This is a genomic window from Rhodococcus sp. NPDC057529 (assembly GCF_042802055.1).
Lineage (GTDB): Bacteria > Actinomycetota > Actinomycetes > Mycobacteriales > Mycobacteriaceae > Rhodococcus_F.
This window is the reverse complement of sequence record NZ_JBHVEY010000052.1, coordinates 1-14,203: the sequence shown is the minus strand read 5'-3', so window position 1 is coordinate 14,203 and position 14,203 is coordinate 1. Positions and strand designations below refer to the sequence as shown.

The 14,203-nt window shown below is 61.4% G+C and carries 10 protein-coding genes and 3 pseudogenes; 8 read left to right on the top strand and 5 right to left on the bottom strand.

From position 1 onward, the window contains the following. The first annotated feature begins 123 nt into the window (after positions 1-123). The 8 genes and pseudogenes from ACFU5V_RS42570 to ACFU5V_RS42535 form a co-directional block, all read left to right on the top strand. A complete protein-coding gene (locus ACFU5V_RS42570; RefSeq protein ID WP_378707378.1) occupies positions 124-1,920 on the top strand; it encodes an acyclic terpene utilization AtuA family protein in 1,797 nt (598 codons plus the stop codon). A 54-nt stretch (positions 1,921-1,974) separates the two neighbouring features. Then, positions 1,975-2,724: an N-acyl homoserine lactonase family protein gene (locus ACFU5V_RS42565; RefSeq protein WP_378707376.1), complete on the top strand. Its 750-nt coding sequence runs from the start codon at positions 1,975-1,977 to the stop codon at positions 2,722-2,724. 153 nt (positions 2,725-2,877) lie between these two features. Continuing rightward, complete coding sequence (locus ACFU5V_RS42560; RefSeq protein WP_378707374.1) at positions 2,878-3,732, top strand: enoyl-CoA hydratase/isomerase family protein; 855 nt, start codon at positions 2,878-2,880, stop codon at positions 3,730-3,732. Between the two features lie 254 nt (positions 3,733-3,986). Beyond that, entirely contained in the window at positions 3,987-5,213 is a 1,227-nt protein-coding gene (locus ACFU5V_RS42555) for an MFS transporter (protein WP_378707372.1), read from the top strand. A gap of 296 nt (positions 5,214-5,509) precedes the next feature. Next, positions 5,510-6,856, top strand: coding sequence for an MFS transporter (locus ACFU5V_RS42550; protein ID WP_378707370.1), 1,347 nt, complete (start codon positions 5,510-5,512; stop codon positions 6,854-6,856). 163 nt (positions 6,857-7,019) lie between these two features. After that, complete coding sequence (locus ACFU5V_RS42545; protein WP_378707368.1) at positions 7,020-8,369, top strand: MFS transporter; 1,350 nt, start codon at positions 7,020-7,022, stop codon at positions 8,367-8,369. 356 nt (positions 8,370-8,725) lie between these two features. Beyond that, positions 8,726-9,382 (top strand): TetR/AcrR family transcriptional regulator, encoded by a 657-nt coding sequence (locus ACFU5V_RS42540; RefSeq protein ID WP_378707366.1) that lies wholly within the window; start codon positions 8,726-8,728, stop codon positions 9,380-9,382. 319 nt (positions 9,383-9,701) lie between these two features. Then, positions 9,702-10,100 (top strand): annotated as a pseudogene (locus tag ACFU5V_RS42535) (transposase); the annotation flags it as partial. Between the two features lie 312 nt (positions 10,101-10,412). Here the strand turns inward: ACFU5V_RS42535 and ACFU5V_RS42530 are convergent. The 5 genes and pseudogenes from ACFU5V_RS42530 to ACFU5V_RS42510 form a co-directional block, all read right to left on the bottom strand. After that, positions 10,413-10,595 (bottom strand): annotated as a pseudogene (locus ACFU5V_RS42530) (IS110 family transposase); the annotation flags it as partial. 435 nt (positions 10,596-11,030) lie between these two features. Next, positions 11,031-12,902 carry a flavin-containing monooxygenase gene (locus ACFU5V_RS42525; RefSeq protein ID WP_378707364.1) on the bottom strand — a complete coding sequence of 624 codons (1,872 nt, stop codon included), beginning with the start codon at positions 12,900-12,902 and terminating at the stop codon, positions 11,031-11,033. A gap of 215 nt (positions 12,903-13,117) precedes the next feature. Continuing rightward, complete coding sequence (locus tag ACFU5V_RS42520) at positions 13,118-13,603, bottom strand: NAD-binding protein (protein WP_378707362.1); 486 nt, start codon at positions 13,601-13,603, stop codon at positions 13,118-13,120. A 58-nt stretch (positions 13,604-13,661) separates the two neighbouring features. Beyond that, positions 13,662-13,730: pseudogene (locus tag ACFU5V_RS42515) on the bottom strand (hypothetical protein); the annotation flags it as partial. Beyond that, complete coding sequence (locus ACFU5V_RS42510; RefSeq protein WP_378707380.1) at positions 13,730-13,987, bottom strand: NAD(P)-binding domain-containing protein; 258 nt, start codon at positions 13,985-13,987, stop codon at positions 13,730-13,732. The pseudogene ACFU5V_RS42515 and the gene ACFU5V_RS42510, both read right to left, overlap by 1 nt. Positions 13,988-14,203 lie beyond the last annotated feature (216 nt).

Genomic DNA, 14,203 nt, shown 5'->3' with positions numbered 1-14,203 from the left:
TGCCGGCTCCGGTCCCGCGGTTGTCCCGGACGCCCGGTCAGATCAAGTCGCCGGCACCGAAGCTCGGCCAGGACAACAACAAGATCGAACTCTGACAACATCGAACGCTGAGGAACTGAGACCGTGACCGAAACCCCATCTGACCGTGACGGCGTGCTACGCGTCGGTGCATTTTCCGGCTTCTACGGAGACAGTCCGGACAACATGAGCATCCTGCTCCAGGACGGCGTCGACGTCCTGATCGGCGACTATCTCGCCGAGCTCACGATGCTCATCCTCCGCAAGAACGAAATGCGCGGCGCCCCCGGATATGCCCGCACGTTCGTCACACAACTTCGAGACAACCTCCCCCGCATTGCTGCGTCCGGGGTGAAGGTCGTGGCAAATGCCGGCGGTCTCGACCCTGAGGGATGCGCGAACGAGATCCGTGCGGTCATCGAAAGTCTCGGCCTCGACCTGACAGTTGCCGCAATAGTCGGCGACGACCTGACCGAGGAACTCGCCGGCAACCTCGGCAAGACCGCGGAGCTGGCGAATATCGACACCGGTGAGGTCCTCGATCTCGGCCAGCACGAAATCATGACCGCCAACGCCTACCTCGGGGCGTGGCCGATCGTCGAAGCGCTCCACGCTGGCGCCGACATCGTCGTGTGCCCACGAATGACGGATGCCTCATTGGTGGTGGGGCCGGCGGCGTGGCACTTCGGTTGGGAAGCAACTGCCTGGGATCAGCTCGCCGGGGCCGTTGTTGCGGGCCACGTAATCGAGTGTGGCGGACAGGCCTCCGGCGGCAACTACTCACACTTCCATCAGTACGAAGACCTCGGCTATCCGGGTCTGCCGATCGCGGAAATTCGCCCCGACGGAAGCAGCGTGATCACCAAGGTCGGTGATTCGGGTGGTGTGGTCACAGTGGACACGATCAAGGCGCAACTCTTCTACGAGATCGGTGGTGCCGAGTATCAGAATCCGGACGTCGTCACCCACCTCACGTCGCTTACTCTCACAGACCTCGGCGGACATCGTGTGGAGATCGGGAGTGTCAAGGGGTCGCGCCCGACATCGACTACGAAGCTCGCGCTGACCTACGAAGGCGGCTTCCGAAACTCGATGACGATCGGTCTGACCGGCGGACACGTCGCAGAGAAGGCTGCCTGGCTGCGTCGCCAGGTCGAAGGTCGCGTGGGCGGGCCCGACTACTTCGACGGATTCAGGATGACAGTCATCGGCCCTGCCCGGGAAGTGGATGGCACCTACGACGAGGCAACCGCGCTTGTAACGTTCAACGTGCGTGACCGCGACGTGAAAAAGGTTAGTCGACAAGCCTTCTCCGACAAAATAGTCCAGCTCTGCCTGGCGAGTATCCCCGGTTTCTACATGACCACTCCGCCCCAGAAGGAACGGCTCTACGGCGTGCAGTGGCCTTGCCTGATCGACAAGTCCGTCCTACATCCGATCGTCAGAATCGCTGGTGTCGAGGACCGCGAAGTCGAGTGGCCGGACTTCAGCGACATCAACGAGACCCCGCGACCGGAACCGGCTGCGCCTGATACGGACATACCCGACGGCCCGGCCAGGCGCGTGACTCTCGGCTCTGTCGCCGCCACCCGATCAGGAGACAAGGGCGGAAAGGCCAACGTGGGGGTCTGGGGCCGATCTGCCGGGGCATACGCGTGGCTCAGATCGTACCTGACGGTCGAGAGATTCGCCGAGCTCGTTCCCGAAGCCCACGGGCTCCGCGTCGAGCGTCACGAGTTCCCGAATCTGCTGGGGCTGAACTTCCTCGTATACGGCTGGCTCGAGGACGGCGTTTCATCCTGCCTGCGAATCGACGCCCAGGCCAAAGGCGTCGGAGAGTATCTCGCGAGCAAGACCGTCGACGTGCCGCAAGGGCTACTGGGAGATCCGGACAAGATGTAGCACAGGTGAAATGACCTCTTCCACAGCTTCTTCGAGATCACGAAGGGACCAATAGTGGGTCTGAAGATTCAAGCGCTGCACATCGGGACGTTAATGGGGCTGTCCAAGGCAGCCCTCACATATCAGCGTGGCTACTTCGAGCGAGTCGACGTCCCGATCACGATGTTCGCCGTCACCGGCGGCGATCACACGGTGATCGTCGACACCGGGACCTGCGGCGAAGACGCTGCGCGCGAGCGGCACGGCATCGAACTCAGCCGGCCGGATTCGCAGCATCCGCTCGCGGCGCTCGAGGCTGCCGGGATCGACCCCTCAGAGGTCGGGACCGTCGTCAACACGCATCTCCACTGGGATCACTGCGCAAACAACGATCTCTTCCCGAATGCCACAGTGTTGGTGCAGAACGCCGAGCTCCAGTATGCGGTGAATCCCTTCGAACCCAACCGGAAGGTGTACGAACGCCGGCCAGGTATGCAACCTGACTGGATGAAAGTGTTGGGCAATGTCAGCGCTGTCGCGGGCGACACCGAGATCTCCCCCGGAATCAAAGTCGTGCACCTACCGGGTCATACGCCGGGTTCCCAAGGAGTGGTTGTTCAGGCCTCCGATCGGACATACCTCATTGCCGGTGACTGCGTCAGTTGCTACGAGAATTGGACCGGTGACGAGCATGCTCAGCACATCCCCTCGTCCTTCACGAACCTCGGTGACTACATGCAAAGCTTCCGGAAGATCGAAGTGCTCGGCGCCGATGTCATCCCCAGCCACGACCACCGCGTGATCGACCAACAGCACTTCCGTTGAGCCGGTTGTGACCCGGAGCCCTTCACCGCCTGTCAGGTTGGTGATGAGGGTCAGTTCGCATCCGCACCGCAGTATCCGAAATCGCAAGCGTGACTCGAGACGTTCGATCGGGTCGTCGGCGCCAATGACGCCATTTCGAAAAGGAGTTCGCAGTTGTCCTCATATGGGTACGACCTGATCGGCGTCGAGGTCGACGGTCGAATCGTCACGGCGACAGTGGCGAACGGACCCATGAACCTCATCTCCAGCGAACTGTTGAGTGAGATCGATCGATTCACATCGGAACTGGAGCAGGATCCCCAAGCCCTCGTCGTCGTCCTGAAGAGCAGCACGCCTGGATTCTTCATCTGCCATGCCAAGTTCGAAGACCTCGGTGTCCTGAAAACATCGGCGGTGCCCCAATCGGTCGATGAGGCTCCGATGAACCCTGTGCAGCGGATCTGTCAGCGTCTTCGGTCAATGAACAAGGTATCTATAGCACAAGTCGAAGGCCGTGCGACCGGTGGTGGCGCCACGATCGCCATGTCTTGCGACCTGCGTTATGCATCCATTGGTGGGGCAGTGTTCAACAGCTTCGGCGTGCCGCTGGGAACCGGACTCGGCGGTGGCGCCACGCAGTTCATGCCGCGCCTGGTTGGTCGAACCCGTGCGATGGAACTGATCCTCGGTGCTCTCGATCTCGATGCCGAAACGGCGGATTCCTGGGGTTATGTCACCCGTGCCCTGCCCGCAGCGGAAATCGACGAGTTCGTCGCTGCGATGGCTCGCCGGATCGCGATGAGTGTTCCCGATGTGATCCGCAGAACCAAGCAATTGATCGCCAACTCCGACCGCCTGCCTATCGAGGACGGACTCAGGGCCGAGAACTTCTCACTCCAACAGATGGCGGGCACCCCCGAGGGGGCTGCCGGTATTGCAGCGTTCCTTGAACTCGGCGGCGAGACGATCGAGGGCGAACACAGGCTGGCCGATTTGCTTGGCGAAGTACTCAAGCACACGTCAGGCTGACGACGCGGGGGCGCTGGCGTCGACGGCCAAGAACCGACACCTGCAACGCCCGCTGTTCAGTTGCCGGGAGTCCGCTCCAGGCGCGGCGGAGAACGACCCCCAGTTCGTGTGGCGGGGACCCCCTGTAGGGGGCTTACCTCGCTGCATAGACGCGGTTTCGACACGCTTGCGGTGAGGCCAGAAATTCTCCTCCCCTGGCACCTTGCCGTTGTGGCGACCAACGAAAATCATCGACGGAAAGTCGACCCGCCTGCATGAGAACAATGTTCAGATCCCTGAGCGTGCGAAACTTCCGGCTGTATGCAGTTGGTGGATTCATCTCGAATATTGGTACCTGGATGCAGAGCACAGCAATGGCGTGGCTCGTGCTGGAAGTGGACGGAGGGGGTGTCGGCCTCGGGGCCGCCATCGCGCTCCAGATGGCTCCGACGCTTGTGTTGTCTCTGTGGGCAGGTGCGCTCGCCGATCGCATCCCGAAGCGACGGATCATCGTAATGAGCCAGCTGGTCATGGCGGTGTTCTCGGCGACGCTCGGACTGCTCGCGGTCCTCAGTGCGGTATGGCTCTGGCAGATCCTGTTGCTCAATTTGCTCTTTGGAATCGGCCGCGCCCTCGAGACGCCGGCGCGGCTATCCTTCGTCTCCGAAATCGTTGGCCACGAGCAGCTGGGCAACGCCGTTTCGTTGAACTCGGCGTCATTTCACGCCAGCCGACTTATCGGCCCAGGGGTGGCCGGTATTGTTATCGCCGCCCTCGGCTCGGGCGCGTCCGCAACCGGATGGGTCATCCTCGTCAACGCTGTCAGCTATGGTGCGTCGATAACCGCGCTGTTCAGTCTCGACATGGCTTTGCTGAATCCGGCACCCGACCAGACACGGCAGCGTCGCGGCGCGGTAGTCGAGGCGTTCCGCTACCTGCGCACCCGTTCCGACCTCCAGTTGGTGGTCATCGTCTCGTTCTTCATCGGCATGTTCGGGATGAATTTCACGATCTTGAGCGCACTCATGGCCTCTCAGGAATTCGGCAAGGCCGCTGAGGAGTTCGGAATCCTGGGGGTGCTGATGGCGATCGGATCGCTGGTGGGTCCGCTTTTGACCGCGCGGCGGCCGAACCCCTCGTTGTCTCTGTTGGTCGGGGCGGCAGTGCTCTACGCGTGCATCCAGCTCGTCGCAGCGTTAACTCCATCCTTCCTGGCGTACGCGCTAACCGTCCCCTTCACGGGACTGACTGTCTACACGTTCGCGACCGCGGCAAATGCCACCATTCAGCTGCGTACGGATCCAATCGTGCGTGGCAGGATCACCTCGCTGTATACGATGGCGCTGCTCGGAGCTGTGCCACTTGGTGCGCCTGTCTTCGGATTCATCGGTCAGCATCTCGGCCCGCGGTCCGCTCTGGTCGTGAGTGCTGTCGGCTGCCTAATCGGCGTTGCGGTCGGCTGCGTGGCCTTCTGGAGAAGGCGTGGGCTGACGTCGAGGTGACCAGGCAATCATCGGGAGTGGCGGGGACCGCCAAATTCAGTCCGCTTTCATTGCGCGCTCATAACGGTACTGCCCTGCTCAGAGACCTCCCCAGTGCTTGTAGTCCATCCCACTCAGCATCTTGACTATGAGCCGCGTCTCAATCAGACTGGAGTCCGCACTTAGCTTTGAGTCCAAGTTTGATCCTCGGTACGGACTTCTTGGTAACCCAGCGCCCCGGCAGCACGTCGGTCGGGGCAGGGACATCGCCTGACCGAGGTCGGCTTCGCTCACAATCGCACTCGGAGGATCGTCAGATGACAACGCTGCCAAGGGATCGCGACTCGCACCTGACAGCCAGGACGCAGTCGCCCCAGGACCTAAAGAAGGTGAAGCGAGCCGCCGCTGCAGCCCTCCTCGGGACAACTCTGGAGTACTACGAGTTCTACATCTATGCCTCGGCGGCCGCGCTTGTCTTTCCGAAAGTATTCTTCCCGGCCGCCGATCCGTACATCGGCATGATGCTGTCGCTGTCCACCTTTGCCATCGGATCCATCGTCCGTCCCGTGGCAGCGGCGGTCCTCGGGCACTATGGCGACCGACTGGGCCGCAAGCAGATGCTGATGCTAACCCTGGGATTGATGGGTACCTCAACGTTCCTCATCGGCTGCTTGCCGAGTTACGAAATGGTCGGGGTGTGGGCTCCGGTGCTCCTCATAGTCCTTCGCACCATGCAAGGCATTTCTGTCGCGGGCGAGCAGGCCGGAGCCGGGGCACTCACCCTCGAGCATGCGCCGCAGGGGCGCCGAGCGTTCTTCAGTGGCTTCATGCCGGCAGGCACCGCCGGTGGCTTCCTTGTCGCGACCGCCGTGTTCGGCATCGTTGCTGCGATGCCTGACGACGTTCTCATGTCGTGGGGTTGGCGAGCACCTTTCTGGGCGAGCTTCCTGCTCGTTGTCGCGGCCTTCCTCGTGCGACGACACCTCGACGAGCCCGAGATCTTCGAGGAGACAAAAGAGCACGACGAGATCGTCAAGTCACCGGTCGGCACCATGTTCCGTACTCACCGTGCCGCTGTGAGCAGGGTCTTTGTTGCGTCGCTGTTTGCCGTCCTGTTTCAGATTCCTCCAGTGTTCGGCCTGGCCTTTGCTACCAGCCCTGAGGTGGGGATCTCCCGCACCACCATGCTCTGGGTGTCCGTTGCCTCGTTCTCTGTGGCTCTCGTCGCCTATCCGTTGATGTCCACACTGAGCGATCGCATCGGCAGGAAGCCCGTCTTCATCGGTGGGACGCTCGGCAGCGGTGTGGCAATTTTCCCCTACCTGGCTGCGATCACGGCGGGAAATGTCGGTTTGATCTTCCTCACCGGAATTGTGGTTATGGGGCTGTTGACTGTCGCAGCGAACGCCGTCTATCCGGCGTTCTTCGGTGAAATGTTCAACGTAAAGGTTCGGTTCACCGGTCTGGCGGTTGGTACGCAGGTCGGATTTGCGCTAGCAGGCTTCGCTCCTGCGATCGGTTGGGCACTGATCGGCAAGGGCAGCACCAACTGGGTCCCCGTGGCCGTCATGGTCCTTGTGTGCTGCCTTCTTGCCTCGATTGCAGCTGCGACCGCACCCGAGTCTTACAAGACTCCGGTGGAGAAGCTGGGTAGCCCGGTGTGACCCACTGTGACGGATGCATCGCAGCCGCGGAGGATCAGCGGTTCCGGGAACCACAGGTAGTCCGGCCATAGGTGAAGAGCCGGTGTATCGAATCGAAGCGGTTGGCGACAACCCGCTCTAAATCCAAACGTTCAGCGCATGCCATCACGGCAGGGAGACAAACATGACCGAACAAGCGTTAAATGACGCGGTGGAAGCTGGAGATGGCGAGACAAGGTCTTCGCGACGGCGAATGCGTCGCGTCGGATTCGCAAGCTTCACCGGAACGCTTATCGAGTTCTACGATTTCAATATTTACGGCGTGGCAGCGGCGCTGGTGTTCTCCAAGGTGTTCTTCCCGGCACTCGGTACAGCGGCAGGGACGATTGCCGCCTTCGCGACCTTGGGTGTGGCGTTCATCGCCCGACCGTTCGGTTCGATCCTTTTCGGCCACTTCGGAGACCGACTCGGTCGTAAGAAGACCCTTGTTTCCACGCTGATGCTGATGGGTGTGGCGACCGTATGTGTGGGCTTGATCCCGACAACGGAGAAGATCGGTATCCTGGCTCCGATTCTCCTGATGCTGATGCGAATTCTCCAGGGATTGGGTGCGGGCGGTGAGTGGGCCGGTGCCGTACTCTTTGCCGCCGAGCACGCGCCGCAGGAGAAACGCGGCTTCTGGGCGATGACTCCTTCGCTGGGTGCCGGCTTCTCGGTCATACTCGCCAACTCGACCTTTCTGGTGACCGGACTGGCGATGAGCGAGGAAACGTTCATGGATTGGGGCTGGCGCATTCCCTTCTTGGCCAGCGGTCTGCTCATCTGCGTCGGTCTATTCATTCGGCTGAAGATCGAAGAGACCCCGGTATTCAAGAACCAGGTTTCCCGCAGCGGCCCGGTACGGCATCCGTTCATTGATGCGCTAACGTCCCAACCTCGTGAGATCTTCCTCGCCATCGGGATGGCCTCTGTGGTTCCCGTGCTCAACTATCTTGCGCTCGCCTACCTGCCCAACTACGGTCTGACAACCCTCGAGCTGACCCGGACGACCATCCTGTTCGTGGGTATCGCGGGTGGAGCGTCGGTTGCGTTCGGCACCCTGCTCGGTGGCGTGTACGCCGACAGACTTGGCCGCCGGCGCGTCATTCTGACCTCGACTGCCCTTGCCGTCGTCTGGGTACTGCTGGTGTTCCCCTTCCTCGGCACCGGATCAATTGCAGCCTTTCTGATCGCAATCATCGGCACGATGGTGCTCGGTGGGATTCCGTACGGCGCTCAAAGTGCCTATCTGACAGAGCTGTTCCACACGCGTTACCGATACTCGGCGGCCGGCTTCAGCTACAACATTGCCACCATCATCGGTGGCGCGATCCCTCCGATGATCGGTGCTGCGATAACGGCCTCGTTCGGCGTGAACTACTACGGTGTGTTCTTGGCCGCGATCCTCGTGTTCAGTCTTGTCTGCACCTTCGCTCTAGGGGAGACGCGGCAGAAGGACCTGAACGACGTCGGAGCATCCCCCGCAGTCGAATGAGAGGCGGGGGCCGCGAAACGCGGCGACCCCGCTGAGGATGCGCGTGCCGCGGTACCCCGAGGAGTGGGCCACAAGTGGCGATTGTGACTCCTGCTCCGTCGAGGTGACGAGGAGGCCGCGGTGTCATTGATCGTGCGAGGTCTCGATCAGCGACATCGCGGCTTCTTCGTCTTCCTCCGGGTGTCCGCAGGCGCGCACCGGGACCGCGAACGGTCGTCTCACCTGTGCGAAAACTGTTGATTGTAGGCGATCGCACTGAGTCGGCAGTTCTGGTGTCGCTTGACGGGGTATGGTGCAAAATTTAGACTGTAATACAATTGTTGACTCAGATCTAGACCGGGGGGCAAGGACAGCACATGACTTCGTCGACCAGCCGTGCCACGCTTGCGGCCAGCGATCAGCCTGAGGCTCCGGACCGCCGGACACGCCACCGGAACAAGAGATACGACCAGGTCTATGCTGCTGCCGTTGAGCTGTTCATTGAGCAGGGGTACGACAACACTACGATGGAACAGATTGCGGATCGCGCTGATGTTGCCCGAGCGACGGTGTTTAACTACTTTGCGCGCAAGACCGCTTTCTTGGATGAATGGACTGTTCGTCGCCGTCAGCGCGCCGCCGCTGCTGCTCGCCCGGAAGCGCTCAGAAAGAACTCGCTGGACGAGACGCTTAAGCGCTACATGATGGAAATGAGCCGGATAAGCGAGCAAACTCGTTCGGAAACAGTAGCTTTGATGAATGCGTGCTTGCATAACCTAAACCTCTTGGCTAATCCGGCGTTAGCCGCCGAGTTGGCCTCTTTCGTAAAGGACGCTCAGGATGCTGGCGAGGCGCCCCAACATGTAGATGCTCATCAAGCAGGAGTTTTGGCAGCTACCTCCTACTTTGCGGTGCTGTCGCAATGGATCGGGGACGATCCGGAGCCGTTCGACCTGGCGGCTGAGCTACTGGCGATGGTGGACCTAGTTCTGTTTGGAATCTCTGGCCTCCAGTCCATCGACCGGTCCGGGTAGAGCGTGTTTGCTTCCGCCGTCGCCGCGCTGCAGCTGGAACGATCGGACATGCCGACCGTGCCGGCGATCGACCGAATATTGACGATCACCACGCGGTCACTGGACTTCAACAACGAATAGGCGGAGCGGCACAAGTGGATGTCGACCATGCGGGCCCTAATGTTCGGTGATTGATTCGTGATGCTGGGTGAGTGTTTCGCGCCGATGAGATCTCCGATGACCTGTGGCCTGTGATCGAGCCCGTCCTCCCTGCATTGGCTGGTTGGAGGGGACGTCCGTGGAATGACCATCGGTTGATTCCCGGGCGGGCTGAGCGCCACGATCCAAGCTCTCGCCGGCACCAGGCGGGCGACACCCCCACCTGGTGCCGTTGTTCGACGCGCATCGCGCTCACGACACCAAAGCGTTCCGCCTGCTGGCTGACAAGGCGTACTCGCACCCGGGCGCCCGAAAGCACCTGCGGGAATGCTGAATCGCGCATACCATCCCCGAACTCCGTGTCCAGATCCGACGTCGCAAGGCGAAAGGATTGGCCGGGGGTCGGCCGTCGGCGTTCGACCGGGACCGCTACCGCGAACGCAACACCGTCGAGCGTGGTTTCGGGCGTCTCAAGCAGTGGCGTGGCATCGCCACGCGCTACGACAAGTACGCCACCACCGTTCTCGGTGGCGTACTCCTCGCTACGTCACCGCGTCCGCAAATAGCAGATACGCTCTGATATGGAATCAGTTTTGTCAAGAGGGCAGAGTGAAGTGGCGTCCACGACCGTCGTCGTGGACGCCGCTTCCTTTTGACCGAAAAGGCCCCTGGGTGGTGGCGAGCGTGTCGGCATCGACGCGTTTGTCAGTCTGATATGCGCGGGTTGGTTACCGCAAGACGGACTGTTCGGCTGGAGTGGTTCGCGGGTCTAGAGATCGAGCGTGATCCCAATGTGGAGTTAGGGATTGCTCATAGAGCGTTCGCGGGTCACTCCCAGGCGCTGGCCGTCACCACCCTGGTGGGTCATCCGGACACTTGTGGACGGCGGCGGTCAGCCGTCGAGTATCGCCAGCGACCAGCACCAGCCGGCGAGCTCACGGGCGATGGCGGTGTTGGCGACCACCGGTCGCTTTCGTCGCTGATCGAAGCTCTGCCACCGATCGTACAGGCGGCGGTTGCCTTGCTGTCCGCGTGCCCGCGCCGACGGGGTGGCCCGGTCCCACCGTCGCCGCAGATCATTTTCATTGCTGAATGGGCGTCCCGCCAGGGACAACCGCGCTCGTACGCTGACTCATCACTGGGGCCTCCCACATCTTGTGGCCCTACCGGCCAGGACCACATTCCTGTCGGTAACCCACGTTCACATGTGAGCGAGGCCCCAGCCACCCCCCATACCGTCTAGCGGTTAGTTCTCTGCGATTCGGAGGGTGGAAGAGTCCTCGATGTGGGCAAGAGCTACCGATAAGGAGGGCGGTGGCCTCGGCACAATCAGGTTCCCTGTTTCCGCGTAGCAGTGGGAGCAATCATCTGTTTCGTCCGCCACGAAGGCATGACCCGAGTCGGGAGTGATGCGGGGTAGACGACCGAGAAGGGCCCGTGCGACTTCGACTTCAGGTCACACCGGCCCTTCTCGCTATACAACGACTTCAGCGGTCAGCTTTACAGCACCTCAGGGTGCAGTCGCGGGTTCGTGTCGCGCAGCGACATTCAATCCTGTCAGCTTCCCGTCCGTCCGCCAGGACTCGAGCATGCGGTAGTAGAAGAGCGGGTCGGCACACCGTCCACCAGCGAACAGATCCTCGTTTCGAGTGGCACGTCCTTCGTTGTTGAAGTATCCGGGAGTGCACTCGGCAAAGAACTTCACCAAGTTCTGGTTGGTCTGTGAATTAGCCAGGAAGTCGACGTATTCGTCGATGGCTTCACTCGTCGGCTCAACGAGGTGACCGCCCTGATCCCGGACGGCTCGCAGGATGTGGGCGAGGTGCCCGGCATGCTCGTCGATCAGGTGCGTGGCATTGAACGCAGCGGCGGTTTGCTGGTTGGCGCCGACGAAGAAGAGGTTCGGGAACTCGTCGGTCATCATCCCAAACCAGGTCCGTGTGCCCTTCTCCTCCCAGTGGCGGCTCAGGGAGACCCCTGCGCTGCCGATCGGGTCGAATCCGAGGAGTTTCGTATAGCTGATGTCAGCCTCGAATCCGGTTGCGAAGATCACCGCGTCGACCTCGTACTCGTCGCCGCCAGTCACAAGTCCACGCTCGGTGAAGGCCTGTACCCCTAGCCCGTGGGTATCGATCAGGCGGACGTTTGGCCGGTTGAACGCTGGGAGGTAGTCGTCGTGCCAACCCGGCCGCTTGCACAGCCACCGGTACCATGGCTTGAGTGATTCGGCGGTTGCCGGATCCTTGACCGTCTCGTCGATTCGATCGCGGAGATGGTTCATCAGTTTGAAGTCCATGACACGAGCGGCAGTGTCGGCCTCGGCTTCGGTCAGTGGCCTTCCCAACTCACGTTCCAACTCGTCGCGCGGTGGCAGGATTCGCTTGTTGAAATCTGTCCAGCCATCCTGGATTTCGTCGACTGGCGGGATTCGCCCGAGAATGAAGCTCTGGAAGTTCTCGCGCCGTCGCCGTTGCCATCCCGGTTCCGGTGCGGTAACCCAGTCCGGCGGCGTGGGGCAGTTATCCCTGGGGCCCACCGTCGAGGGGGTTCGTTGGAAGACGAGGAGTTCGCCGGCCCATTGAGCGACGGCAGGAACGATCTGAATTGCCGTCGCACCGGTCCCGATTACTGCGACCCGCTTGTCGGCGAGACCGGTGAGCTGCCCATCGTTGGCTCCGCCGGTGTAGGTGGAGTCCCACCTGCTCGAATGGAAGATGTGACCGCGGAAGTCGCCGATACCGTGGATTCGCGGCAGCTTCGGCAGGCTTTGCCGTCCGGCGGCAATGATCAGGTAGTTGCATGTCAGGCGATCGCCGCGGTCGGTGGTCACCTCCCAACCCTCGATGTCGGCTCGCCATCGGGTGGACTCGACTCGCGTCTGGAAGCACGCCTTCTCATAGAGACCGTACCGCCGGCCGATCGCCTGGCTGTGCTCGAAGAGTTCGTCCGCGTAGGCGTAACGATGCTTGGGCGCGTATCCCATCTCCTCCAGCAGCGGCATGTAGATATGTGCCTCGATGTCGCACATGGCGCCCGGATAGCGATTCCAGTACCACGTGCCGCCGAAGTCGCCGGCACTCTCGATAAAGCGGATGTCGCGGAATCCGGCTTCATGAAGTCGTGCGGCGGTGACCAAGCCGCCGAAACCGCCACCCACGATGATGACATCGGTGTGCTCGACGAGCGGATCCCGCTGCAGCGGCGATTCAAGCCAGGGATCGTTACTGTAATTCGCGAAAGCGTCTGTGGCGCCGACGTATTGCGCCGATCCTTCGGGCCGCACTCGTCGTTCGCGCTCCATATCGTAGCGACGCTGCAAGGACTCGGGCTCGAAATCCAAAGGCCCGCCCACCAGGCGCTCTGCAAATGCGGAGTCGAACATGGCCGCCTCTCCAGCTGTAAATCCAGCTTGGGTAATAGATCAGTGTCTAAATCTAGATCCCAGTCTAAGTTGGGTTGTGTGGTCCGTCAATGCTGGGCTATGCCAATTGGTGGAAGCCGCCGGCGCCGGCTGTGATCGGCGCTGTTCCGGCGGCACTGCCAGTCGAACGGTGAGTCGCTTTCGCTGGGGTGTTGCTCTCTGCCACTGTCAGTGCTCTATTCGAGACTCTCCTCGGGTGAGGGCGCTCCGGCTGCGATTCGCCAGTGTTCGTAGGTCTCGCTTCCCAGGGAGCTCATCAATGCGGATAGGCCGGCTAGTCCGACGTACGGCCCACTGTTCGTGCTCGTGGCCATCGCGGCCGCCAGGCCAAAGTCCTTGCGGAGGATCGAGAGGTACGAATCGAACGCCTTCCTGTTTGGAGTCCACTGTCGGAGGTGAGACTGTGCAGTCCCAGGGCCGTCTGACATGAAGTTCCTCCTGGTGCTCACATCCGGCACGGCAGTGACGCTGTCGACGTCCAGTCTGCATTCAAGGGCGAGCCGCAATGTCTCGCCGGTGATAGCGAAATTCGCGGCGCAGATGATGTTGTTGATCAGTTTCAGGGCTTGCTCGGTTCCAATCTCTCCGCATTCGTATATCGCGTCGAGGTCGGCGAGGGCGGGGCTTGCGTCCGCGATGTCGTCGTGATCGCCGGCGCCCAAGAACGGTCAGAGCCCTTGTGAGCGCTAGCGTCGCACCACCACTCACGGTCACGTCGAGGGCATGAACGATGGCCTGAGATGCCGATGCGGCGAGTTCCCGAACAACCTCGCTGGATACGGTACTCATCATGGCAACCAGGGGCGATGGTCTCCTGAGCCCCCCTCGGCGAGGCCGCCTTTTCCTGGCAAGACTGACCGCGCTTGCTCGGGTGTGGCGACCAGCGGTAGGACCAGGTCGGCGCAATCGGCTGCAGTTTGGGTTGTGCGAATACCCCGGGATGTGAAGTCCGCGAAGGCGTCCGCGTCCCGGTCGCAGACCGGAAGGTCGTACCCGGACTCGTGAATGCGACGTGCGATCGGTGACCCGAGCGAGCCGAGTCCGATCAGTCTGCGACTGACTTAATCGCTATGTACTCCTGGGGCGGGGATTGGATGTGCTGGCACGGGTGGACGAGCAGACTCACGGTTAGATCGTGTGGGGCAGGACGTCAAATGCCTCGAGGGCTAGATTTGTGTCTAATTCTGGACTTGAGTCCAGGGTGTGGGCTAGTTTGGACTGTACTACCCGGAGGTTCGATCGTGAAGGATTTGTCGAGATGA